General features: G+C 68.5%; 23 protein-coding genes. 13 read left to right on the forward strand and 10 right to left on the reverse strand.

The window, feature by feature from the left end; translation table 11 throughout:
- The first annotated feature begins 190 nt into the window (after positions 1-190).
- On the forward strand, positions 191-856 hold the full coding sequence (locus tag FEI13_RS01615; RefSeq protein WP_138178922.1) for an SDR family oxidoreductase: 666 nt from the start codon (positions 191-193) through the stop codon (positions 854-856).
- Between the two features lie 25 nt (positions 857-881).
- Here FEI13_RS01615 and FEI13_RS01620 read toward each other — a convergent pair whose 3' ends face one another.
- Both FEI13_RS01620 and FEI13_RS01625 read right to left on the reverse strand, forming a co-directional pair.
- On the reverse strand, positions 882-1,289 hold the full coding sequence (locus FEI13_RS01620) for a DCC1-like thiol-disulfide oxidoreductase family protein (protein WP_138178923.1): 408 nt from the start codon (positions 1,287-1,289) through the stop codon (positions 882-884).
- Entirely contained in the window at positions 1,286-1,789 is a 504-nt protein-coding gene (locus tag FEI13_RS01625) for a CIA30 family protein (RefSeq protein ID WP_138178924.1), read from the reverse strand. The genes FEI13_RS01620 and FEI13_RS01625 overlap by 4 nt, the downstream gene beginning before the upstream one ends.
- 358 nt (positions 1,790-2,147) lie before the next feature.
- On the opposite strand from FEI13_RS01625, the gene FEI13_RS01630 reads away from it, so the two are divergent.
- Positions 2,148-2,627, forward strand: a complete 480-nt coding sequence (locus tag FEI13_RS01630) for a DUF6647 family protein (RefSeq protein WP_138178925.1) — start codon at positions 2,148-2,150, stop codon at positions 2,625-2,627.
- Here FEI13_RS01630 and FEI13_RS01635 read toward each other — a convergent pair.
- Positions 2,605-2,940: a helix-turn-helix transcriptional regulator gene (locus FEI13_RS01635; protein ID WP_138178926.1), complete on the reverse strand. Its 336-nt coding sequence runs from the start codon at positions 2,938-2,940 to the stop codon at positions 2,605-2,607. The two genes, FEI13_RS01630 and FEI13_RS01635, sit on opposite strands and share 23 nt — an antisense overlap.
- On the reverse strand, positions 2,937-3,821 hold the full coding sequence (locus FEI13_RS01640; RefSeq protein WP_240036386.1) for a type II toxin-antitoxin system HipA family toxin: 885 nt from the start codon (positions 3,819-3,821) through the stop codon (positions 2,937-2,939). Before FEI13_RS01640 ends, FEI13_RS01635 begins: the two co-directional genes overlap by 4 nt.
- A gap of 37 nt (positions 3,822-3,858) precedes the next feature.
- Here FEI13_RS01640 and FEI13_RS19345 point away from each other — a divergent pair, with 37 nt between their 5' ends.
- From FEI13_RS19345 to FEI13_RS01650, 3 genes are all read left to right on the forward strand, one after another.
- Positions 3,859-4,248 (forward strand): hypothetical protein, encoded by a 390-nt coding sequence (locus FEI13_RS19345; protein WP_240036387.1) that lies wholly within the window; start codon positions 3,859-3,861, stop codon positions 4,246-4,248.
- A 262-nt stretch (positions 4,249-4,510) separates the two neighbouring features.
- Positions 4,511-6,100 (forward strand): peptide chain release factor 3, encoded by a 1,590-nt coding sequence (locus FEI13_RS01645; protein WP_138178927.1) that lies wholly within the window; start codon positions 4,511-4,513, stop codon positions 6,098-6,100.
- 150 nt (positions 6,101-6,250) lie between these two features.
- Positions 6,251-7,015 (forward strand): TatD family hydrolase, encoded by a 765-nt coding sequence (locus tag FEI13_RS01650; protein ID WP_138179173.1) that lies wholly within the window; start codon positions 6,251-6,253, stop codon positions 7,013-7,015.
- Positions 7,016-7,053: 38 nt separating this feature from the next.
- Here the strand turns inward: FEI13_RS01650 and ygfZ are convergent, their stop codons facing one another.
- On the reverse strand, positions 7,054-8,088 hold the full coding sequence (ygfZ, locus tag FEI13_RS01655; protein WP_138178928.1) for a CAF17-like 4Fe-4S cluster assembly/insertion protein YgfZ: 1,035 nt from the start codon (positions 8,086-8,088) through the stop codon (positions 7,054-7,056).
- A gap of 156 nt (positions 8,089-8,244) precedes the next feature.
- On the opposite strand from ygfZ, the gene FEI13_RS01660 reads away from it, so the two are divergent.
- The 6 genes from FEI13_RS01660 (at position 8,245) to FEI13_RS01685 (ending at position 15,431) form a co-directional block, all read left to right on the forward strand.
- Positions 8,245-8,442: a hypothetical protein gene (locus FEI13_RS01660; RefSeq protein WP_138178929.1), complete on the forward strand. Its 198-nt coding sequence runs from the start codon at positions 8,245-8,247 to the stop codon at positions 8,440-8,442.
- 56 nt (positions 8,443-8,498) lie between these two features.
- Positions 8,499-8,936, forward strand: a complete 438-nt coding sequence (locus FEI13_RS01665) for an OsmC family protein (RefSeq protein WP_138178930.1) — start codon at positions 8,499-8,501, stop codon at positions 8,934-8,936.
- 65 nt (positions 8,937-9,001) lie between these two features.
- Positions 9,002-11,029 carry an excinuclease ABC subunit UvrB gene (gene uvrB, locus FEI13_RS01670; RefSeq protein ID WP_138178931.1) on the forward strand — a complete coding sequence of 676 codons (2,028 nt, stop codon included), beginning with the start codon at positions 9,002-9,004 and terminating at the stop codon, positions 11,027-11,029.
- A gap of 307 nt (positions 11,030-11,336) precedes the next feature.
- Positions 11,337-12,842: a fumarate hydratase gene (locus tag FEI13_RS01675; RefSeq protein ID WP_138178932.1), complete on the forward strand. Its 1,506-nt coding sequence runs from the start codon at positions 11,337-11,339 to the stop codon at positions 12,840-12,842.
- 134 nt (positions 12,843-12,976) lie between these two features.
- Positions 12,977-14,419 (forward strand): cardiolipin synthase, encoded by a 1,443-nt coding sequence (cls, locus tag FEI13_RS01680; protein WP_138178933.1) that lies wholly within the window; start codon positions 12,977-12,979, stop codon positions 14,417-14,419.
- Between the two features lie 94 nt (positions 14,420-14,513).
- Positions 14,514-15,431, forward strand: coding sequence for a LysR substrate-binding domain-containing protein (locus tag FEI13_RS01685; protein WP_138178934.1), 918 nt, complete (start codon positions 14,514-14,516; stop codon positions 15,429-15,431).
- A gap of 50 nt (positions 15,432-15,481) precedes the next feature.
- Here the strand turns inward: FEI13_RS01685 and FEI13_RS01690 are convergent, their stop codons facing one another.
- Positions 15,482-16,570 (reverse strand): bifunctional nicotinamide-nucleotide adenylyltransferase/Nudix hydroxylase, encoded by a 1,089-nt coding sequence (locus FEI13_RS01690; protein WP_138178935.1) that lies wholly within the window; start codon positions 16,568-16,570, stop codon positions 15,482-15,484.
- Positions 16,571-16,713: 143 nt separating this feature from the next.
- On the opposite strand from FEI13_RS01690, the gene FEI13_RS01695 reads away from it, so the two are divergent.
- A complete protein-coding gene (locus FEI13_RS01695; protein ID WP_240036388.1) occupies positions 16,714-17,658 on the forward strand; it encodes a YihY/virulence factor BrkB family protein in 945 nt (314 codons plus the stop codon).
- A gap of 117 nt (positions 17,659-17,775) precedes the next feature.
- On the opposite strand, the gene FEI13_RS01700 is transcribed toward FEI13_RS01695, so the two are convergent.
- Positions 17,776-18,822, reverse strand: coding sequence for a Glu/Leu/Phe/Val family dehydrogenase (locus tag FEI13_RS01700; protein ID WP_138178936.1), 1,047 nt, complete (start codon positions 18,820-18,822; stop codon positions 17,776-17,778).
- Between the two features lie 274 nt (positions 18,823-19,096).
- Here FEI13_RS01700 and FEI13_RS01705 point away from each other — a divergent pair, with 274 nt between their 5' ends.
- Positions 19,097-19,369, forward strand: a complete 273-nt coding sequence (locus tag FEI13_RS01705; RefSeq protein ID WP_138178937.1) for an acylphosphatase — start codon at positions 19,097-19,099, stop codon at positions 19,367-19,369.
- A 95-nt stretch (positions 19,370-19,464) separates the two neighbouring features.
- On the opposite strand, the gene FEI13_RS01710 is transcribed toward FEI13_RS01705, so the two are convergent.
- From FEI13_RS01710 to FEI13_RS01720, 3 genes are read right to left on the reverse strand one after another with little or no spacing between them, the layout of a single operon-like run.
- A complete protein-coding gene (locus FEI13_RS01710; protein ID WP_138178938.1) occupies positions 19,465-20,406 on the reverse strand; it encodes a nucleoside hydrolase in 942 nt (313 codons plus the stop codon).
- A gap of 32 nt (positions 20,407-20,438) precedes the next feature.
- Positions 20,439-21,347 (reverse strand): ribokinase, encoded by a 909-nt coding sequence (locus FEI13_RS01715; protein ID WP_138178939.1) that lies wholly within the window; start codon positions 21,345-21,347, stop codon positions 20,439-20,441.
- 15 nt (positions 21,348-21,362) lie between these two features.
- Complete coding sequence (locus tag FEI13_RS01720; RefSeq protein ID WP_138178940.1) at positions 21,363-22,298, reverse strand: D-2-hydroxyacid dehydrogenase; 936 nt, start codon at positions 22,296-22,298, stop codon at positions 21,363-21,365.
- Positions 22,299-22,428: the final 130 nt, after the last annotated feature.

Genomic DNA, 22,428 nt, shown 5'->3' on the forward strand with positions numbered 1-22,428 from the left:
CCGCCGGGGCCGATGGCCTCCAGTGTAGGCCAGACCGCGCCCCTTGAAATCGCGGCGGCGTCCCGCACCTAGACAGGAGCGGCACGATACACTGGTCGCCCAGGATCGCGGCGAATGGAACGTCGCTTCCGATGTCGTCCCCCACGGGGACATACTCGAACCGGACGAACGGCTCATCGAAGGAGAGTCCATGGCTTCCACCGTACTGATCACGGGCGCCAATCGTGGCGTCGGCCTGGCGCTGGCGCGCCACTACCACCGGGCGGGCTGGCAGGTCATCGGCGCGTGCCGCGCCGGCTCCGATGAACTCGCCGAGGTGGCCAGCCGGGTCATCGACGGCATCGACGTGACTCGCGAGGCGGACGTCGCGCGCCTCGCCGAGTCGCTCGCCGATCAGCCACTGGATCTCTTGATCAACAACGCCGGGATGCTCCACGACGAGTCGCTGGGCGAGCTCGATTTCGACGCCATTCGCGCGCAGATGGAGATCAACGCCTATGCCCCGTTGCGGGTCACCGAGGCCCTGCTGCCGCGGCTGGGCGAGGGCGCCAAGATCGCCAACATCACCAGCCGCATGGGTTCGATCGCCGACAACGACTCCGGCGGGCGCTACGGCTATCGGGCCTCCAAGGCCGCACTGAACGCCTTCGGCAAGTCGCTGGCGGTGGACCTGGCGCCCCGCGGCATCGCCGTGGCTCAGCTTCACCCCGGCTATGTGCAGACCCGCATGGTCAACTTCGGCGGCCTGATCAGCCCGGAGGAGGCCGCCGACGGTATCGCCGCTCGCCTCGAGGCGCTGACGCTTGCGACCAGCGGCGGCTTCTGGCACAGCAACGGCGAGACGCTGCCCTGGTAACGCCCAATTAGGTCATGCCGTCGGCTCACCGGCGTCGCAGGTTGTCGATGGGCCCGCGTCCCAGCAGGCGCAGCAGGATGGACCGGCCGCGGCAGAGCCAGGGGTAGAGGCGGGCGGTGCGGCGCGGCGAGGCGAAGAGCCTCGCCATCGTGCGGTTGAAGAGGCCGCTGCCGGTGCTCATCAGCGCCAGGCGGTGCAGGGCCTCGCCGCCGTGGACCCACTGCTCGCCGATGCGCAGGGCGAAGCCCTCGTCCAGGTCGATGCCGCGCTCGGAGAGCTCCCTTCGGGCGGCGCTCTCCTGGCGGGCATCGACCAGCTCCAGCTCACCGACATCGCGGCGCAGTCGCTGCAGGCGCACGAACCGGCGACACATCGGGCACTGGCCGTCGTAGACCATTGTCATGGTGGGCCGAGGCGTGCGTTGTGAACTCATGCCAGCGCCTCGAGGGCAGCGATCTCCAGGCGAAACGCCCCCTCGCGATGGTCGGCGATCAGGAAGCCGAACTGGCGAATGTCCTGTGGCGCGAGCGGTGGGGCATCCTCCAGCCGCCGGCCGCGGAAGACCGCCTCGAAGTCGTCCCAGTCAAGGCCGAGGCTCTGCCACTCGCCCGAGGTGGTGAACTTGGTGCGATAGGCCGCGCCCTCGAAGAGGCGGTCGGTGCGCAGCAGTAGCTGGTAGGTGCGGCCGTCGCCGCGTACACGCAGGCGAATCCCGCGAGCGCCGCCCAAGGCCGGGTCGCCGGGTTCGCGGCGCACCGAGGCGAAGCCGCCGCCGTGTACGAGCGACAGCCGCCCGGTGAAGACGCCGATGCCCGCGGCGATCTGCATTCTGCCCTGGGAGACGCCGCCCATCACGCCGTCGTTGATGGCATGCCAGCGGCCTGCCTCGTCGGTGTCCTGAAAATCGATGCGGAAATCGACCCGTGGTGGCATGGAGCCTCCTCGCGGTAGCGGTGAGCCTGAGTATCCTTCAGCACTCGACAGGATGACGCCCATCGGGGGCGCTGACCAGTTGCCCATGTCCGTCACGGGGCAACCCGGGTGGTGCGCACGCCCGGCGGCTAGACTGGTGAGGTGTCGCCGCCGCGTCGGCCGTCGGGGCTCGGGAACACCGTGCGCCCGGTCACCGGCGCTTGCTTGCCCCAACCATTGCGAGGTCGGCATGTCGCCTTTGCTCACGCCCAGTGCCCCGTCGAGGAGCGGGCCTTCACGGTCTCGGTCGTCTTGCTGGCACGCGCTACTCGCGCTCTGGCTGTGGGTACTGCTGCTGGCGCTGCCTGCGGTACCCGCCGTGTCGTCCACGTCGCCCGGTGACCCCACGACCTCGGCGCCGGCACGGATCGTCCGGGAGCAGAGCGCCTGGCTGGCGCTGCGCACCGACTACCGCGAACCCGAACTGCCGGGGGTGCAATTCGAGAGCCAGGCGAGCCTGCAGCAACGCTGCTTCCCCGACTTTCCCGAACCGTTGGGCATCCTGGTCAAGGGGGCCTACGACCCCGTGGACGGCATCATCTACCTGGACGTCGATCTCGACCTCGACGACCTCGTCAACCAGAGCTACCTGCTCCACGAACTGGTCCATCATTTCCAGGTTCATCATGCCCAGCGCCACGATCGGGACGACGTCGCGACACGGCCCCGGGGGCGCCTGGAGGGCGAGGCCTATCGCCTGCAGCTGCGCTGGCTCGAGGAGGCGGGGGTGGCGGACCCCCTGGCGGCGCTGGGCATAGACGCCAAGACCCTGCGCATCATCGAGCGTGGGCTGCGCTAGCCGCGTCGTCATCCGCGACGAGCCGCGACAGCAGGGCGGGTTGACGAGGCAGCAGGCCGACCCTCAGGCCCAGAGGGCGAAAGACGCGGTCCATGCTGGCCATGGAGGCGTTGCCGGCGTCACGTTCGATGTCGGACAGGGTGCGTCGGCTGATGCCGACGAGCCGGGCGTAGTCGCCCTGGGACATGCCCAGTATCTCGCGGCGCAGGTGGCGCAGCACCTGGCCCTCGCTGAGCTCGCCGCGCAGTAACCGGCGCAGTTGCTCCAGCAGGGCGGCTTCTCGGGCCTCCGGGGTCAGGGTCTCGGTTTTCATGGTATCAGTCCCCAACGTTTCAGCCGTTGATCGAGATGGCCAAGGCCCACGGCCGGCCGGGTGAGGATCCGCTCGGGCACGCCGCGCGCCGCGAGCCGCTCGTCCAGGCCCTGCAGGCGGCCGGCGAGGGCCTCCAGCTCGGCCATCAGGCGCTCCGGGTCGGCCAGGGCGCCGAGCGCCCGGGCGATGGCAGGCCAGTCGAACTCGCCGCCCTGTTCCAGCGGAGCGCCCCACTGGGTGGTGCGCGTCACGCCCTCGGGATCGGCCTTCATGGGCGCGAAGTCGTAGACCGGGGCGTGCCAGATGCCCTCCGGACGCTTGAGCAGGGCCGCGTTGCGCCCGTGGTTGTCGGAATTGCCGAAGGCCACGTTGAGCAGGTCGCGCTTGACCCATTCGATCACGAACGCCTCTCGGTCGAAGGCCTCGCCCAGCTCCCGGACCCGGTGCTGGCGCTCGAGCAGGGCGACCAGGCGCTCGAGGACCGCCGGGTGGCGCAGGTGGGTGCCAGGCGCCACGCCGAGCAGGGCATAGACGGACTCCAGGCCATAGCGACACAGCCGGCCGTCGCGCGCCTCCACATCGAAGCGGGGCAACCACAGCGAGGGATAGCGCTCGCCTTCGCTCAGCTGCAGGCCCTGGAGCGAGACGGTATCGATGCCCAGCTCGGCCAGTTCCCGGTAGTAATGGCATTCGGCGCGCAGGATGTCGCAGTCGTCGGTCCCGCGCTGGCCGCGGGGAAACTTGACCAGGAAGTGCGGGTCGAGGGTCGTCGGGTCGTCCTGCCAGGTGTCGATCCAGACCTCGTCGCCCGCCGTGCGACGCACCAGCAGCTTGGGCGCCTCACCGCCGGCGCCGGTGGCCCCGCCGCTGGCGGCGCCCATCTGCTGGGCGTACTCCAGGAAGTCGATATGCCGCTCGATGACATCGCTCAGCGGGAAGCGCAGCGCCTCCAGCGTGCCGCCCGGCGGACGCGGCGGCCGGCATGATGTCCTCGAGGAAGCCGAACCAGCGCTGGCCGTGGTGGCGCATCATCAGCTCGACCGGCAGGGTCAGGCTGCAGGCGTGCTCGTCATCGCGGGACATCCAGGCCAGGGCATGCGCCTGGAGATAGCCCAGCCGGGCGGGGCCGGCCGTGCCGCGTTCCGGATGCGGGAGTTCCAGCGCGGCCGCATCGTGCCACTGCCCCTGGTGATGGATCTGGAGGGTCAACTGCATGGTGGGCCCTTGCATGGTGACGCGTTTGCGCAATGTATTGCGCATAGTTTAGCGCAGACGGTGTTTGTTGCGCAGTATATTACCCATATTTGAGTTGATACGTCATTATTGAGCAATATAGCACTCACTATGCACAGGTGGCCCTCGGGGCGGCCTGTCGGAATCATGCCACCGCGGTGCGCGCCGAACCCGATGGCCTGTTCCGCGACGGGACCTCTGGTCGCCGGGTCGACGACCGGCGACAGACTCCGTGCCTGACGGTACAATCGGTGCACTCACGACACCGATAGACACCGACACGCGCCGGCCGGACCCGAACCCCGGCCGGATGTGCATCAATCAGCGACGAGACGCAATGTCCAACTCGACCCTCGCCCATGAAACCGGGCTGCGCCGCACCTTCGCGATCATCTCGCACCCCGACGCCGGCAAGACCACCATCACCGAGAAGATGCTGCTGTTCGGCAACGCCATCCAGCTGGCCGGTTCCGTCAAGAGCAAGCGCGACGACCGCCACGCCACCTCCGACTGGATGAAGATGGAGCAGGAGCGTGGCATCTCGGTGACCACTTCGGTGATGCAGTTCCCCTATGGCGGGCGCATCGTCAACCTGCTCGACACGCCGGGCCACGAGGACTTCTCCGAGGACACCTACCGAACCCTGACCGCGGTGGACTCGGCGCTGATGGTGATCGACGGCGCCAAGGGCGTCGAGGCGCGCACCATCAAGCTGATGGAGGTGTGTCGCCTGCGGACCACGCCGATCCTCACCTTCGTCAACAAGATGGACCGGGACATCCGCGATCCCGTCGAGGTGATGGATGAGGTCGAGGAAGTGCTCAACATCCAGTGCGCGCCCATGACCTGGCCGATCGGCATGGGGCGCCACTTCCGGGGCGTCTACCACCTCTACAACGACACCATTCACCTTTATAAGCAGGGGCAGGGCAACCGCATCCCGGAAGATCGCCGCATCGAGGGGCTCGACAACCCCGAGGTGGACGAGGTCCTCGGCGAGGACCAGGCCGAAGAGCTGCGCATGGAGGTCGAGCTGGTGCGCGGGGCCTCCCACGCCTTCGATCTCGAGGCGTATCGGCGCGGCGAGCTGACGCCGGTCTACTTCGGTACCGCCATGGGCAACTTTGGGGTCCGTGAGATGCTCGACGGCTTCGTGGAGTATGCGCCGCCGCCCCAGCCACGGGAGACCGACACCCGGGTGGTGGAAGCCGATGACGGGCGCTTCACCGGCTTCGTCTTCAAGATCCAGGCGAACATGGACCCGAACCACCGCGATCGTATCGCCTTCCTGCGGGTCTGCTCGGGCAAGTACGAGAAGAACATGAAGATGCGTCACGTGCGCATCGGCAAGGACGTCAAGATCGCCGACGCCCTGACCTTCATGGCCTCGGATCGCTCCCAGGTGGAAGAGGCGTGGCCCGGCGACATCATCGGCCTGCACAACCACGGCACCATCCAGATCGGCGACACCTTCACCCAGGGCGAGGACATGCGCTTCACCGGCATTCCGCACTTCGCTCCGGAGCTCTTCAAGCGCGTGCGCCTCAAGGATCCGCTGAAGATGAAGGCGCTGCAGAAGGGGCTCCAGCAGCTCTCCGAGGAGGGCGCGACCCAGGTCTTCATGCCGATGGACAACAACGAGCTGATCCTCGGCGCCGTGGGTACCCTGCAGTTCGACGTGGTCGCCCACCGCCTCAAGGAGGAGTACAAGGTCGAGGCCGTCTACGAGGGCGTAAACGTCAACACCGCGCGCTGGATCTACGCCGACGATGCCAAGAAGCTCGAGGAGTTCAAGCGCAAGGCCAGCACCAACCTGGCTATCGACGGGGGCGGCTACCTGACCTACATCGCCCCCACGCGCGTGAACCTGCAGATGACCCAGGAGCGCTGGCCGGAGATCCGCTTCCAGCCGACGCGGGAACACTGACCCGGCTTCGCCGGGAGCTTGAAGCCATAAGAGCGCCGCTTCGCGGCTGGAAGCTGGAAGAAAACCCTTGACCCGAACGCTGGAAGCGACATGCTAAATGACCAGCTTCCAGCTTCCAGCTTCCAGCTTCCAGCTTCCAGCTTCCAGCTTATGTTGATCGACGCCCACTGCCACCTGGATTTCCCCGACTTCGATGCCGACCGCGAGGCGGTGTTCGAGCGGGCCAGGGCCGTGGGCGTCACGCGTTTCGTGGTGCCGGGGACGACCCGGCCGCGCTGGGGGCGGGTGCTGGCGCTGGGGAAGCGCGAGGACGTCGGCGTCTGCCTGGGGCTGCATCCCTACTTCATGGACGAGCACGCACCGGACGATATCGAGGCGCTGGCGCAGTGGGTCGACGCCCACTCGGAGGTCGTGGCGGTCGGGGAGTGCGGCATCGATGCGCGTTTCGACGAGACCCTCGACGCCCAGTGGACGTTCTTCGACGCCCAGCTGCGCCTGGCCAAGGCGCGGGCACTGCCGGTGGTAATCCACTGCGTGCGGGCCAACGACCGGGTCGCCAAGCGACTTCGACAGCTGGCGCTTCCCGCGGGCGGGCTGATTCACGCCTTCACCGGCTCGCCTGAACAGGCGCATAAGTTTCTCGATCTCGGTTTCACCCTGGGCCTCGGCGGGGCGACGACCTTCGAGCGCGCCAGGCGCCTGCAGCGGGCGGTGGCCTCGCTGCCGGACGACGGCTATGTGCTGGAGACCGACAGCCCCGACATGCCGCTGGCCGGTCACCAGGGCGAGCGCAACGAGCCGGCGCGAGTCGCCGAGGTGTGCCGCCGGGTGGCCGAGCTGCGCGACCAGTCGGAAGAGCGGGTGGCGGCAGCGAGCACCGCCACCGCCCGACGCCTGTTCAACCTCTCCCCCTAATCGCCCCTGCGCTCGGCGTGTGGCCTTGGGACGGGGGCCTATCGCGCCGCCAGCTCCTCCGGGTCCAGCCGCTCTACCGCGTAGGGCAGCTTCAGCAGCTTCAGCTTCTGGCCGGCGCAGCGCAGAGGTAGCGCGGGCTCCTTGGTGCTCATCACCGCCAGCACCTCGGCCTCGCCGTAGGCGTCGAGCTCGGCACACAACACCTCACCGAGCCGCTTGTCGTTGGCGTCCTCGATGGCGCTGCCGGGCTCCGGCAGCAGGCCGCCGTCGAGCTGGGCTCGCATCAAGCGCTTCTTGACCTGGCCGCGGAAGTGGGCGCGGGCGACCACCTCCTGGCCGGTATAGCAGCCCTTCTTGAAGCTGATGCCGCCCAGCGCCTCCCAGTTGATCATCTGCGGCAGGTAGGTATCGCGCTGCTCGGCGTCGAGCCAGGCGAGCCCGGCCTGGATGTCGTGCAGCCGCCAGACGGCGTTGTCGACCGGCGTGGCGTGCTCCTCGAGCCACTGCCACTCCGTCTCGACGCGCTCGGCCGGCAGGCAGACCAGCAGGCGAGGGCGTGGCCCGGGGTGGGCCAGCAGTTGGACCGTCTCGTCGCCGGCCTGATGCCAGGCACGGGGTGCTGCGGCATCGAAGCGCACCTCGGCAAGCGCCGGGGCCTCACGGCCGATCAGGCCGAGCAGGGCCTGGTCATCGCGAACCCGCAGCTCGGCCTTGTAGAAGGCGGCGAACTTCCCGAGGTGCTCGGCCAGCGACGCCACCAGGCTCGCGTGCATCACCAGGCGGAAATGCGCCGGGGCGATGCGCATCAGCTGGGCGTTGGCCAGCACGCGTCCCTTGGGGGTGCAGAAGCAGGTCAGCGGGGCGAAGGCGCCGTCGGCCAGTGACACCTGGGCACTGGTCTGGCCCTGCAGGAAACGCTCGGCATCGGGGCCCTCGACGTCGAGGGCCCCGAGGTGGGCAAGGGGCGTCATCACCGTGGTCTCCAGGGCGAGCCGGGGCGCCGCGGGCGTCTCGAACGTCACTCGGTCGCCGGCCTCCTGCCGGCCGCCGGTGGCAGCGATCCAATCCTTCATCTGCGGGGCTCCTCGTGATTCGGTGTCGTGCATGATGATGCGCTAGAGCTAGATGCGGGCGATGGGGCGGCATTGCAAGCGCTGCTCGGTGCCCGGGTGGCGTGCTAGACTCGTGGCCTGCTCCCAGTCCCCTTTCATTCCTCTCAGGAGCCGATCATGGCCCAACAGTCACTGAGCTTTCAGGGTGTCGAGAACGCCGACCAGGTCAACCGCATCACCACCGCCCTGATGATGCTCGACGGCGTCGACAGTGTCGAGGTCGGTCGTCACGGGGCGGAAGTCGAGGGCAAGGCCCGCCGCGAGGCGCTGATCAAGGCGGTCAAGGCGCTCAAGCTCGGCATCGAGGTAAAGTGACCGGGCGACGGCCCGAGGTTGAGTCGATGTTCGCGGTGATATGATCCGGAGGTGACATGAAGAAGACCATTGAAGTCGTCAGCGAGCGCAACCATATCTACCGTCAGCGGGTCGAGCTGGACGGTTTCGAGGATCTCTTCGTCGACGTGCCCGAGGCCTACGGTGGCGAGAACAGTGGCCCGGATCCCCACGACTACTTCGATCTCTCCCTGGGCGCCTGCACGGCCATCACCGCCATGATGTACGCCCGGCGCAAGCAGTGGCCCCTCGAGGGAGTGAGCGTCACGGTCAACCGCGACGACAGCCAGGAGCGCCATGGAACCTATCGCCTCGACGTGGCGATGGCCTTCCACGGCATCGAGGACGCCGAGCAACAGGCGCGCCTCGAGGAGATCAGCCACAAGTGCCCGATCCACCGGCTGATGACCACCTCCACCGTGGAGGTTTCCACCCGCCTCGCCGACCCGAGCACCGCTAGCCGCGCCGACGCCTGACCCGCGCCCGGCGTCGTTTTCTTCCCGGGCGCCATGCTGGCGCTCGGTTCGCCATCGGAGCCGCCATGAGCAAGCCCTTTCGCCTGCAGTCCAAGTTCCAGCCGGCCGGCGATCAGCCCACGGCCATTCAGGGCCTGATCGGCGGGCTCGACGCGGGGCTGGCCCACCAGACGCTGCTGGGCGTGACCGGCTCGGGCAAGACCTTCACCATGGCCAACGTGGTCGAGCACCTGCAGCGTCCGACCATCGTGATGGCGCCCAACAAGACCCTGGCGGCGCAGCTCTACGGCGAGTTCAAGGCGTTCTTTCCCGACAATGCCGTCGAGTACTTCGTCTCGTACTACGACTACTACCAGCCCGAGGCCTACGTGCCGTCGTCGGACACCTTCATCGAGAAGGATGCCTCGATCAACGACCATATCGAGCAGATGCGCCTCTCCGCCACCAAGGCGCTGCTGGAGCGTCGCGACGCGATCATCGTGGTCTCGGTCTCGGCGATCTACGGCCTGGGTGATCCCGACCAGTACCTGAAGATGCGCCTCCATGTCACCCGCGGCGAGCAGATCGATCAGCGCGCCCTGCTGCGCCGCCTGGCGGAGCTGCAATACACCCGCAACGACATGGACTTCAAGCGTGGCACCTACCGGGTGCGCGGCGACGTGATCGACATCTTCCCGGCCGATGCCGAGGATGAGGCGGTGCGCGTCGAGCTCTTCGACGACGAGATCGACACCATCAGCCTGTTCGACCCGCTCACCGGCGAGGTGCGGGGCAAGGTGCCGCGCATGACCATCTACCCCAAGTCGCACTACGTGACGCCGCGGGAGACCATCCTCGGCGCCATCGACGAGATCAAGGCCGAGCTGGTCACGCGCCTCGATCAGCTGCGCCAGCAGGACAAGCTGGTCGAGGCCCAGCGCCTGGAGCAGCGCACCCTCTACGACATCGAGATGATGCTGGAGCTCGGGTACTGCAACGGCATCGAGAACTACTCGCGCTATCTCTCCGGGCGCGACCCCGGCGCGCCGCCGCCGACCTTCTTCGACTACCTGCCGGCCGACGCGCTGCTGTTCATCGACGAGTCCCACGTCAGCGTTCCCCAGGTGGGGGGCATGTACAAGGGCGACCGCTCGCGCAAGGAGACCCTGGTGGAATACGGCTTCCGCCTGCCCTCGGCGCTCGATAACCGCCCGATGAAGTTCGAGGAGTGGGAACGCATCTGTCCACAGACGATCTTCGTCTCCGCCACCCCCGGGCCCTACGAAGCCGAGCACGCCGGCCGCGTGGTCGAGCAGGTGGTGCGGCCGACCGGGCTGCTCGATCCGGAGATCGAGGTGCGCCCGGCCACCACCCAGGTCGACGACCTGCTGTCGGAGATCCGCTTGCGCAGCGAGGTGGAGGAGCGGGTGCTGGTCACCACCCTGACCAAGCGCATGGCCGAGGACCTCACCGAGTACCTAGACGAGCACGACGTGCGGGTGCGCTACCTGCATTCCGACATCGACACCGTGGAGCGGGTCGAGATCATCCGCGACCTGCGTCTCGGCAAGTTCGACGTCCTGGTGGGGATCAACTTGTTGCGCGAGGGGCTCGATATTCCCGAGGTCTCGCTGGTGGCCATCCTCGATGCCGACAAGGAGGGTTTCCTGCGCAACGAGCGTTCGCTGATCCAGACCATGGGCCGTGCCGCGCGCAACGCCCACGGCAAGGCGATCCTCTACGGTGACCGGGTCACCGACTCCATGCGCCGGGCCATGGAGGAGACGGAGCGGCGTCGCGCCAAGCAGATCACCTACAATGAGGCCCACGGCATCACGCCGACCAGCGTGACCCGCTCGGTGGCCGACATCATGGAGGCCGCCCAGGCCCCCGGCAAGAAGGGCAAGGGACGCCGCGGCGAGCGCAAGGTCGCCGAGCGCGAGGCGCTCTACGATCCCGCCGAGCTGTCGCCCTCGGAGCTGCTCAAGGAGGTGTCCCGGGTCGAGGACGGCATGCACGAGGCGGCGCAGAACCTGGAGTTCGAGGAGGCCGCCCGTCTGCGCGACCGCCTTCATGCGCTCAAGGAGCGTCAGCTGATGCTGGGTTCCGCCTGACAAGGCAGTCACCGATCGCCCCCTGGCGTCGCGGGCGACTTCGCCGGGTTCACACCTGCGGCACCGCGATCGTCCGAACCCCGGTGGCTTCCGCCAGTTCTGGTGGGCAAACCTTGGCTGGCAGGGCCATGACAGGCACTCATTTTTATACCGTTATCTTCGATAACGAGTCACCATGCCTCCGACTATTAGCGAGAATGTCGACAGCGCCGAGGGTAGGGTATAATGCAAGCCGTTCAGGCCCACCCAAGCGCCACCTGTCAGAGCGCAGGCGGGCATGCCGACAACGCCAAGGAGCTCCTTGCCCATGACCGTGATTCGCCAGGACGATCTGATCCAGAGCGTCGCCGATGCCCTGCAGTACATCTCCTACTACCATCCGAAGGACTTCATCGACGCCATGGCCGCGGCCTACGAGCGGGAGGAGAACCCGGCGGCCAAGGACGCGATCGCCCAGATCCTGATCAACTCACGGATGTGTGCCTTCGGCAAGCGCCCGATCTGTCAGGACACCGGCATCGTCACGGTCTTCGTGCATGTCGGCATGAACGTACGCTTCGAGGCCGACATGAGCCTCGACGACATGATCAACGAGGGCGTGCGTCGCGCCTATCAGCTACCGGATAACGTGCTGCGTGCCTCGGTGCTGGCCGATCCGGACGGCAAGCGCGCCAACACCCGCGACAACACCCCCGCGGTGATCCACCACAAGCTGGTGCCCGGCGACACCGTCGAGGTGCACGTGGCGGCCAAGGGCGGCGGCAGCGAGGCCAAGTCCAAGTTCGCCATGCTCAATCCCTCCGATAACGTGGTCGACTGGGTGATGGAGCAGCTGCCCAAGATGGGCGCCGGCTGGTGCCCGCCGGGCATGCTGGGCATCGGCATCGGCGGTACCGCCGAGAAGGCCATGCAGATCGCCAAGGAAGCGCTGCTCGATCCCATCGACATCCAGGACCTGCAGGCCCGCGGCCCCGCCAATCGGGCCGAGGAGCTGCGCCTGGAGCTGTTCGACAAGGTCAACCAGAGCGGCATCGGCGCCCAGGGGCTGGGTGGGCTGACCACGGTGCTCGACATCAAGGTCAAGGACTACCCAACCCACGCCGCCAACAAGCCGGTGGCGATCATCCCCAACTGCGCCGCCACCCGCCACGCGCACTTCACCCTCGACGGCTCCGGCGCCGCGGCGCTGCCCGCGCCGACGCTCGAAGACTGGCCGGAGATCACCCGCGAGGCGGGCGACAACGTCAAGCGGGTCGATCTGGACCGCGTGACGCCGGAGGAGGTCAAGACCTGGCAGCCCGGCGACACCCTGCTGCTCAACGGCAAGCTGCTCACCGGCCGCGACGCCGCCCACAAGCGCATGGTCGACATGATCGGCAAGGGCGAGCCGCTGCCCGTGGACATGCAGGGTCGCTTCATCTACTACGTGGGCCCGGTGGATCCGGTGCGCGACGAGGTGGTGGGACCGGCCGGCCCGACCACCGCCACGCGCATGGACAAGTTCACCCGCACGATGCTCGAGGAGACCGGGCTGCTGGGCATGGTCGGCAAGGCCGAGCGGGGCGAGGCGGCCATCGAGGCGATCCGTGACAACCAGGCGGTCTACCTGATGGCCGTGGGCGGCTCCGCCTACCTGGTCGCTCAGGCGATCAAGCAGGCCCGCGTGGTGGGCTTCGAGGACCTCGGCATGGAGGCGATCTACGAGTTTGAGGTCGAGGACATGCCGGTGACCGTGGCGGTCGATAGCCAGGGCACCTCGGTGCACCAGACAGGCCCCGCCAAGTGGAAGGAGATCATCGCCGAACGCGCCTGATTCCCCCCGCGTGCTCTCGACGGCCCCGCCAACTGGTGGGGCCGTCGTCGTTGGGGGTATGCTGGGAGCATAGGTAACAGGACATTGTGTTTTCGGACGGCCACGCCGTCGTCCCACGGAACGGGGATCCGACCATGACCTCCTGGCTGATCGGCCTGGCCATTTTCCTTGTGTACGTGCTGGGCATCCTTTCGGCCGTGCTAGCCCTGATGTCGGCACGCACCTCCCAAGGCGCCATCGCCTGGATCATCTCGCTTTTGACCATGCCCTACCTGGCGGTGCCGGCCTACTGGATCTTCGGCCGACCACGCTTCTATGGCTACGTGCTGGCCCGGGGCGAGCGTGACAGCGTGCTGCGCCGCCAGCTGCACCGCTATCGGGATCGCTTCGAACCCTACCTGTCATCCGCCAGCAATGCCGACATCCGCGCCGTGGAGCAGCTCGCCCTGATGCCGCTTACCCGGGGCAACCGGGCAGAACTGCTGGTCGACGGCGAGGCCACCTTCGAGAGCCTGTTTGCCGGCCTCGAGGCCGCCGAGGAGTACATTCTCATCCAGTTCTTCATCGTGCGCGATGACGCCCTGGGCGTGGATCTCAAGCAGCGCCTGCAGCGCGCTGCCGAGCGGGGAGTGCGGGTCTGCTTTCTCTTCGATGAGATCGGCTCCCACAGCCTCCCCGAGCGCTACCTGCGCGATCTTCGCCAGGCCGGCGTCGAGGTGAGCGCCTTTCGCTCCTCCCGGGGGCTGAAGCATCGTTTCCAGCTCAACTTCCGCAATCACCGCAAGGTGCTGGTGGTGGACGGACGCGAGGGCTGGATCGGCGGCTTCAACGTCGGCACGGAATACCTGGGCGAGCACCCGCGCCTCGGCTACTGGCGCGACACCCATCTGAAGCTCAGCGGGCCCAGCGTGCTGGGCCTGCAGGAGGCCTTCTGGGAGGACTGGCATTGGGCCACCGGCGAGATGATCTCGCTCACCTGGACCCCCGTGCCCTATGCGGGCGATTCCCAGGATGGCGGCGAGGCCGAGAGCCAGAGCGTGGTGATCGTGCCCTCGGGGCCGGCGGATCACCTGGAAACGGCGAGCCTGCTGGTGCAGCACGCGATCCACAGCGCTCATGAGCGGCTCTGGGTGACCAGCCCCTACTTCGTGCCCGACCAGGGCGTGCAGGACGCCCTGCGCCTGGCGGCGATGCGCGGGGTGGACGTGAGGATCATGATGCCCGAGCGTCCCGACCACCTGCTGGTCTTCCTCTCGGCGTTCTCCTTCCTGCCCGACATGCTGCGCGCCGGCGTCAAGGTCTACCGTTACCAGCCAGGATTCCTGCACCAGAAGGTGATGCTGATCGACGACGTCGCCGCCAGCGTCGGCACGGTGAACCTCGACAACCGCTCGTTTCGCCTCAACTTCGAGATCACCGCCGTGGTGCCCGATCGGCGCTTCGCCGCCGAGGTATGCCAGATGCTCGAGCGCGACTTCAGCGACTGCCGGTGCGTCTCCCTGGAGGAGCTGACCCGTCGGCCGCTGTGGCGCAAGCTGCTCTCCCGGGCGGCCTACCTGCTCTCGCCGATCCAGTGAGGCGGCTTGGGTCGCGCTCCCGGCTGGGGTACATTAGCGTGCTTCGAAAGCTCCCCGCCGGGGGGCAGGCATTCCGATATCCTGGGGAGTCCTGGTGAACCTCGAGACCAAATGGCTGGAAGACTTCGTCGCCCTGGCCAGCACGCGCAGCTTCTCGGGCTCGGCCCGTCAGCGGCACGTCACCCAGCCGGCCTTCAGTCGACGCATCCGCTCCCTGGAGCAGGCGGTGGGCGTGACCCTGGTCGACCGCTCCACCACGCCGGTGGACCTGACCCCGGAAGGCCAACTGTTCCTGGTCACCGCACGCAACATCGTCGAGCAGCTCAACGAGAGCCTCGGCCACCTGCGTGGCCTGGCCATGGCCAACGAGGCGCTGGACATCGTCGCCGCTCACTCCCTGGCCTTGAGCTTCTACCCTCAGTGGATCTCCCGCCTGCAGCAGGGTCTCGGTGAGCTACCGACGCGGCTGGTCGCCATGAACGTGGGCGATGCGATCCACGTACTGCGCGAGGGCAATTGTGACCTGATGCTGGCCTATTATGACCCCTATGCCAGCATGCAGCTGGATGCCGAGGTCTTTCCCTCCTTCTCCATCGGCCAGGTGAAGATGCTGCCCGTCTGCCTGCCCGACGAACAGGGCAAGCCGCGCTTCACCCTCGAGGGCCAGGAATCGATTCCCTTCCTGGCCTATACCCAGGGCGCCTTCCTGGGGCGCAGCGTGCGCATGCTGCTCAAGAACGACCCGGTACGCATGCGCCTGCGCACCGTCTACGAGACCGCCATGGCCGAAGGCCTCAAGGGCATGGTGATGCAGGGCATGGGCATGGCCTGGATCCCCGACTTCTGCATTCGCCAGGAGCTCAAGGATAGCCGCCTGGTGCGCGCCGGTGGCGAGCAGTGGGACGTGCCGCTGGAGATCCGTCTCTACCGCTGCTCGCTGGTGCACAAACCCGGCGTCGAGAAGCTGTGGCGGCAGATGATGAAGTTGCCGCGGGACTTCCTTCAGGCCTGAAAGCCCACCCCCCGACCTTTTTAGATGGCTACTCGGCTCGCCGACGACTCTCAGCGCCCTCCGAAGTCGGCGGGCAGCCCCAGGAAGTCCTGGATGATGAAGAAGTGATCCTCGAACAGGCTCTCCGGGTCGAGGTCGGCAAGCGGTACCCAGCGGGCGTGGTCGCCGCCCTTGACCGGCTTGAGCTGGGGCAGCTGCTGCTCGGGGCGCAGGGCGAAATAGAAGGCCTCGGCCAGGGTCCGGCCACGCCAGCTGCGGTGCGGTTCGTCGAACAGGCGCTGGCCGCGCAGTGAGCCCTTCAGTACCGCCTCCGGCACCTTGAGGCGCACGCGTTCGCGAAGCTCTCTCAGGCAGGCGTCCATCAGCCGCTCATGGGGGCTGATGAAGCCGCCGGGCAGCGCATAGAGGCCCTTGCCCGGCGCAGCGGTGCGTCGCACCAGTAGCACATGGCCGGACTGCACGACCACGGCATTGACGGTGACGAAGATGGGCGGGTAGGGGGCCTGGGCCCAGGCCTGGCGATACTGATCGAGCAGGTGTTGCTCCTCGACCAGCTGGCCGTAGGTCGCCTCGTCGAGGAAGGTGCGGATCCGCGCCGCCACGCCGGGGGGCAGGTCGTGGGCCGCGTGGGTACTCAGGTAGTCCTCCGCCGACGCGGCCGAGCGGAACAGCCGGTCGCGGATCCGACTGGCCGAGATGCCCTCCACCAGCGGCACGCTCACCGATTCCCACTGCGGAAACAGCGCCAGGTAGTAGCTGGACTGGCCACGACTGGCGCCGATCAGGCCGATGCGCGGGAGTCGCGCGTGCTCGGGGCTGGCGATGTCGCGCACCTTGCGCTGCACGTCGCGCACCCAGACATCGTTGTTGTAGAGGGCGTCGAGCAGCGGCACGACCTTCAGGCGAGCATTCTCCTCCTCCTCGAAGGCGCTGCGCAGCATGCGCAGCCGCTCCTCGTAGCGCCAGGGGTTGCGCAGCGAGCGCGCCTGCCAGGCGGAGCCCACCAGCACGATGACCTGGCGAGCCTGGCGCAGCGCCTCGCGAATCACCGCCAGGTGCCCCAGGTGGGGCGGCTGGAAGCGGCCGATGAACACCAGACAGTCGAAGTCGGCAGCGCTGTCGTCCGGTCGTGCGGTCATGAAGGCTCCAGGCGGGCGGGGCGGATGGGGTGCGGCGGGGCCATTATGGTCAGCCCCGCGTATCGCTGCAATCGCCCCGCTCCTCGGCGAGGCGGTGTCCATTCGGTTATGCTGAAACAAACGACACAAGCGCGGGGAACCCAGTGATCAAGCCAAACGTGACGAGGATCCGGCAAGCGATACTCTTCTGGTGGAACGTGGTGCAGGACGCCGTCAGGCTCTGGCTGGAACGCAATGCCTTCAGCTACGCCGGGTCGCTGGCCTTCTACACCCTCTTCTCGCTGGCCCCCACGATGATCATCGCGGTCACGGTGATCGGCGTGGTGCTCGGCGAGGAGGCCGCCCAAGGCCAGATCGTCGCCCAGCTGCAGAGCACCATGGGCCATGACACCGCCGCCGCCATCGAGCAGGCGGTCGCCCAGTCGAGGATTCAGGAGTCCGGCCTCTTGCCGACGCTGCTCGGGGTCGGGGCGCTGCTGGTCGGTGCGACCACCGTCTTCGCCCAGATGCAGTTCTCGCTCAACACCCTCTGGGGCGTCACGGCGCGGCCCAGCAGCAACAGCGCGCTCAAGTTTATCCAGAATCGCCTGCTGTCGCTGGCCGTGGTGCTGGCCATCGGCTTCATCCTGCTGGTCTCGCTGGTACTCGGCGTGGTGGTGCGCGCCGTGCTCCAGGCGGGGGACGACCTCTTGCCCTATGTGGGGATGCTGACCAGCGCCGCCGAGTTCCTGGTGTCGCTGGCGGTGATCGCCGCGCTCTTCGCCACCATCTTCAAGGTGCTGCCGGACGTGGTGCTGCGCTGGCAGGACGTGCTGGTCGGCGCCGTGGTCACCGCGGTGCTGTTCGCCATCGGCCGCTGGGGCATCGCCATCTACCTGGCCTATACGGCCACGGCCTCCACCTACGGCGCGGCGGGCTCGGTGGTGATGATCCTGCTGTGGGTCTATTACAGCTCGCTGATCCTGCTGTTCGGGGCCGCCTTCACCAAGTGCCACCTGCTGGCCCGGGGGCAGACCGTGGTGCCGCGCAATTCCGCGGTGCTGGTGCGCCATGAGCTGCTCGAGCGACACGAGCTCATCGAGCCCTGACGGCGCAGATACAGAGCACCGAGACAGACGAAAGGAAGTCGAACGACGAAGGCCGGCAATCGCCGGCCTTCTGCGTCGGGCCACGTGCTGACCCCGTCCTGATGCGCTCCTCGAGACTCAGCCGGCGGGGCGGAAGCGCTCCCGGGCCAGGTCGTCGGCGACGATGGCCGGACTCTGCCCCTCGCGCTCGGCCCGCGCGAAGATCTCGCCGAGGGTGGCGCCGATGCCCTCGATATGCGCCATCACGGCCTCACGCGAGTAGTCGTCGCGCCGCTGCCAGGCGATCTCGATCACGCCGCCGGCGTTGGCCACGTAGTCCGGGGTGTAGAGGATGCCGCGGGCCTGCAGGCGCTGGGCCATCTCGGGGGTGGCCAGCTGGTTGTTGGCCGCGCCGCAGACCACCGTCGCCTGCAAGCGCTCGACCACCTCGGCGGAGAGGGCGGCGCCCAGGGCACAGGGGGCGAAGACGTCGACCTCGGCATCGACGATCGCCCCCGGCGCCACGGTCTCGGCGCCGAGCTCCTCGGCGAGATGGGCGAGAGCGGCGGTATCGACGTCGGTCAGCACCAGCCGGGCCCCCGCCGCGTGCAGGTGGCGGGCCAGGTGGGCGCCGACGTGACCGACGCCCTGCACGGCGACGCGCAGGCCGGTGAGGTCGTCACGCCCCAGGCGATGACGCACGGCGCTTCTCAGCGCGCAGTAAACGCCCCAGGCCGTGAAGGGCGAGGGGTCGCCGGAGGCCTGACCGTGGCGGGGCAGGCCGCCCACGTGCTCGGTGGCCTCGGCGATCAGGCGCATGTCGTCCTCGCCGGAGCCCGAGTCCTCGGCGGTGATGTAGGCGCCGCCCAGGGAGTCCACCAGGCGGCCCATGGCGCGCAGCAGTTCGGGGGTCTTGTGTCGGCGAGGATCGGCGATGATCACCGCCTTGCCGCCGCCCAGCGGCAGGTCGGCCAGCGCCGACTTGTAGCTCATGCCGCGGGAGAGGCGCAGCACGTCGGTGAGGGCCTCGGCGTCGCTTGCATAGGGGAAGATGCGCAGGCCGCCCAGGGCGGGGCCGCGGGTGGTGTCGTGGATGGCGATGATGGCGCGCAGGCCGCTCGCCTCGTCGCTGCCGAAGACGATCCGCTGGTGGTGATCGAACTCGGGGTGGTCGAAGACCGGCATGACGGTACTCCCTCGTGAGGATGATTGTTGTGGTGATGGCTGCCCGGGTAGGGCGATCCTCGGCCGCGGTCGGCTTGTGGCCGAAAGGCGTCCGGGGATACCCCTAAGCCTAGGGCATCGGCCTCGGGACGGGAAGTGGCCAGGCGCGGGAGAGAGGCGGGAGCGAGACGGATACGGTGGAGGAGAGCGCGGGGGGCGCGCAGAGGGCTGGCCGCGACGACAGCCGGGCTGGTAGAAAGGAGGGAATTCCCATCGCGACCATCAGGAGACGACCATGGACACGTGCTGCGCAAAGGCGCTGGTGACCGGCAAGGTGCAGGGGGTCTGGTACCGCGGGGCGGCCCAGGAGCAGGCCCTCAAGGCCGGGATCACCGGCCATGCGATCAACCTGCCGGATGGCCGGGTGGAGGTGTTGATGTGCGGTGAGCGCGAGGCAGTCAAGCGACTCGCCGAGTGGCTATGGAAGGGGCCCGACGGGGCCCGGGTCACCCACGTGGAGTTCGAGGTGATCGAGACGCATGCCCCGGACGACTTCCACACCGGCTAGGCCGGCCATCCCCTCGGCGACGAACGCGGGCTCGCGGGGAAAGCGAGCCCGGTGGTGCAGGACGCCGCACCCCGGCGGCCGCCGGGGCGCGGGGCTCAGGCCAGGGTATCGGCGATCCAGTCGCTGACGGCCGCGCCGTCGACGCCCAGGCAGACCTCCACCCGCGGCGTGCGCGACCAGCGCGCCTCGATGAAGCCGCGCCCCTCGGGGGCGAAGATGGTCTGCCCCTCGGCGTCGCCGTCGGTCGCCACGGTCAGGTGGCCACGCGCCGTGGTGAAGAGCTCCGGGCACAGCAGCCAGGCCAGGGCACAGCTGTCGTGGGGGCAGCAGCCGTCGATGCCCAGCGCCTCGCGGTAGAAGTCCCGGTAGAAAGCGAAGCTTCCCGCCAGCACCTTGCCAAGCTCCCCCTGGCCCGCCTCGATGCGCGCCATGTGGGCATCGGTCAGCACGCAGCGATGGGTGACGTCCAGGCCGACCAGCGTCAGCGGCCAGCCGGCGGTCAGCACCCGAGCCGCGGCGTCCGGGTCGTTGAACATGTTGGCCTCCGCCACCGGGCTGACGTTGCCGCCCTCGCGGATCGAGCCACCCATGATCACCACGCGCTTCACCCGGACGATGATGCCCGGGTCGAGCTGCAGGGCGGCGGCCAGGTTGCCCACCGGGCCGACGGCGACCAGCGTGACCTCGTCGGGCCGGGCCTTCACGGTGTCGACGATGAACTGCGCGGCGCTCACGCCCTCGGCCCGGCCCGTGACCGGCGGCAGGGCGATGTCGCCCAGGCCGTTGGTGCCGTGGATGTGGGCCGGCGGCGGATGGCGCTCCTTGACCATCGGCCCCGCCGCCCCCTGGGCGACGGGGATCTCCCGCCCGGCCAGCTGGGCCAGCAGCAGGGCGTTGTGGGTGGCCGTCTCCACGTCGACGTTGCCGTAGGTGGTGGTCATGCCCAGCAGCTCGATCTCGGGATGGCGCAGGGCGATGGCGATGGCCTGGGCGTCGTCGACGCCCGGGTCGGTATCGAAGATGATCGGATGCGTCACGGTGGGGCTCCTTTCCTTTTTGGACGGACGGATCAGCGTGCCACGGGGCCGTCGCGCAGGGCGCGCTCGACCGCGTCGCGGGCGGGGATGCTCTCGGCGGCGCCCTCGACCTGCACACCCAGGGCGGCGGCCGTGGCGGCGAGCCTCAGGCAGTCGGTCACGCCCTGGCCCTCCTGCAGGGCCGTCATGTAGTAGCCGATGAAGGTATCGCCGGCCGCGGTGGTGTCCCGCGGCGCCACCGGCAGCGCCGGCTGGAAGTGGCGCTCCCCGCCGCCCTGGAACCAGGCGCCGTCGCCGCCCAGGGTCAGCACGGTATCGGTGTCCGGCAGCCGACGCGCCAGGCCCTCCAGCAGCGCCTCGGGAGCCGCGTCCTCGTCGACACCGGCCAGCCAGGCCGCCTCGCCGCGGTTGACGAACAGCAGCCCGCAGCCCGAGAGGGGCAGCGACAGCACCTCGGCGCCCATGGGCGCGGGGTTGAAGGCGACCCGCAGCCCGCGCTCGGCGGCCTGCTCCAGCACCTGGGGCAGGGCGTTGGTCTCGTTCTGGGCCAGCAGCCAGTCGCCGGCGTGCGTGGCGTCGAGGCGCGAGGCGAGATCGTCCGCGTCGAAGCCATGGTTGGCCCCGGGAAACAGGATGATGGCGTTCTCGCCCTGATCATCGACCTGGATGACGGCATGGCCACTGGGCGCATCCACCAGCGCGATGCCGGCGACCTCCACGCCGGCCTCGCCGAGCAACGACCTGGCCCAGGCATCCCGATGGTTCAGGCGGCCCCAGTGGCTGACCCGGCCGCCGGCGCGGGCCATGGCCAGCGATTGGTTGGCGCCCTTGCCGCCGAGGCCGACACGGTAGTCACGGCTGGCCAGGGTCTCGCCGGGTCTCACCAGATGGGATACGCGATAGAAGTGATCGAGGTTGATGGACCCGAAATTGTGAAGCATGTCGTCCTCTTGCAATCAGTCGGCCTGCCAGTGGCGCAGGTTGTCGGCGGTCAGGGACACGATGCGCTGGCGAGCCTCGGGGGTGATCCAGGCATTGTGGGGGGTGACGATCAGGTTGAGCGGCTCGTTCAGGGCATCGAGCAGCGGATGGCCGTCGCGAGGCGGCTCCGTTGGCAGCACATCGACCGCGAGCCCGCCGAGGCGCGCCTCGCGCAGGGCCGCCAGGGCGGCCTGCTCGTCGATGATGCCGCCCCGCGCGCAATTGATCAGCAGGGTGCCGGGCTTCAGCGTCGCCAGCAGACCGGCGTCGACCAGGTGCCGGGTGGCCTCGGTGAGCGGGCAGTGCAGGCTGATCACGTCCGCCGCGGGGGCGAGCTCACGCAGGCCCGGACGGCGGTCGTGAGCCTCGTTGCCGGGACGGGCCGCGAAGTCGACGTGCATGCCGAAGGCCTGGGCGAGGCGAGCCACCTTGGAGCCCAGCTCCCCCTGACCGACGATCACCAGGCGCTTGCCCTCCAGCTGCAGGGTGGTGTGATCCATCAGGCAGAAGAAGGGACTCTCGCCCCAGCGGCCCTCGGCCACGTCGCGCTGATAGCGGGGCAGGCGGGTCGCCAGGGCGAGCATCAGCATCAGGGTGTGCTGGGCCACGCTGGCGGTGCCGTAGGCGGTGACGTTGCGCACGGCGATGCCCAGGCGCTCGGCGGCGGCCATGTCGATGTTGTTGGTGCCGGTGGCCAACACGCAGATCAGCTTCAGCCCGGGCAGCGCCGCAAGAGTGTCACCGTCGAGTACCACCTTGTTGACGATGGCGACCTCGGCACCGGCGAGGCGCGAGGCGATCTGCTCGCAGGCACTGGACTCATGCACGTCCAGGGCGTCGAGATGCTGGCGAATCGGGGTCAGGTCGATGCCTGGCCCGAGGCTGGCGGCGTCGAGAATGACGGCTTTCATGGCAGGTTCCTTGTCGAGGCGGCCGCGTCGGATGTCGGGTCCTGCCGGGGCTGGGCCTGGCAGGGCGCGGCAGGCTATAATACCCGGCTTTCGAGGCAGGCTTGGATTATCCGCGGGCCGGCCCTATATC

The organism is Halomonas urmiana (assembly GCF_005780185.1).
Classification (GTDB): domain Bacteria; phylum Pseudomonadota; class Gammaproteobacteria; order Pseudomonadales; family Halomonadaceae; genus Halomonas; species Halomonas urmiana.

Coding starts and splice junctions, on each gene's coding strand:
- FEI13_RS01620 (WP_138178923.1), bottom strand. CDS start 1,289: ATGAGTTCACAACGCACGCCTCGGCCCACCATGACAATGGTCTACGAC.
- FEI13_RS01700 (WP_138178936.1), bottom strand. CDS start 18,822: ATGCCGGTCTTCGACCACCCCGAGTTCGATCACCACCAGCGGATCGTC.
- FEI13_RS01720 (WP_138178940.1), bottom strand. CDS start 22,298: ATGAAAGCCGTCATTCTCGACGCCGCCAGCCTCGGGCCAGGCATCGAC.
- cls (WP_138178933.1), top strand. CDS start 12,977: ATGACCTCCTGGCTGATCGGCCTGGCCATTTTCCTTGTGTACGTGCTG.
- FEI13_RS01705 (WP_138178937.1), top strand. CDS start 19,097: ATGGACACGTGCTGCGCAAAGGCGCTGGTGACCGGCAAGGTGCAGGGG.
- FEI13_RS01650 (WP_138179173.1), top strand. CDS start 6,251: ATGTTGATCGACGCCCACTGCCACCTGGATTTCCCCGACTTCGATGCC.
- FEI13_RS01615 (WP_138178922.1), top strand. CDS start 191: ATGGCTTCCACCGTACTGATCACGGGCGCCAATCGTGGCGTCGGCCTG.
- FEI13_RS01675 (WP_138178932.1), top strand. CDS start 11,337: ATGACCGTGATTCGCCAGGACGATCTGATCCAGAGCGTCGCCGATGCC.
- FEI13_RS01665 (WP_138178930.1), top strand. CDS start 8,499: ATGAAGAAGACCATTGAAGTCGTCAGCGAGCGCAACCATATCTACCGT.
- ygfZ (WP_138178928.1), bottom strand. CDS start 8,088: ATGAAGGATTGGATCGCTGCCACCGGCGGCCGGCAGGAGGCCGGCGAC.
- FEI13_RS19345 (WP_240036387.1), top strand. CDS start 3,859: ATGACATCGCTCAGCGGGAAGCGCAGCGCCTCCAGCGTGCCGCCCGGC.
- FEI13_RS01690 (WP_138178935.1), bottom strand. CDS start 16,570: ATGACCGCACGACCGGACGACAGCGCTGCCGACTTCGACTGTCTGGTG.
- FEI13_RS01715 (WP_138178939.1), bottom strand. CDS start 21,347: ATGCTTCACAATTTCGGGTCCATCAACCTCGATCACTTCTATCGCGTA.
- FEI13_RS01660 (WP_138178929.1), top strand. CDS start 8,245: ATGGCCCAACAGTCACTGAGCTTTCAGGGTGTCGAGAACGCCGACCAG.
- uvrB (WP_138178931.1), top strand. CDS start 9,002: ATGAGCAAGCCCTTTCGCCTGCAGTCCAAGTTCCAGCCGGCCGGCGAT.
- FEI13_RS01635 (WP_138178926.1), bottom strand. CDS start 2,940: ATGAAAACCGAGACCCTGACCCCGGAGGCCCGAGAAGCCGCCCTGCTG.
- FEI13_RS01640 (WP_240036386.1), bottom strand. CDS start 3,821: ATGGGCGCCGCCAGCGGCGGGGCCACCGGCGCCGGCGGTGAGGCGCCC.
- FEI13_RS01625 (WP_138178924.1), bottom strand. CDS start 1,789: ATGCCACCACGGGTCGATTTCCGCATCGATTTTCAGGACACCGACGAG.
- FEI13_RS01645 (WP_138178927.1), top strand. CDS start 4,511: ATGTCCAACTCGACCCTCGCCCATGAAACCGGGCTGCGCCGCACCTTC.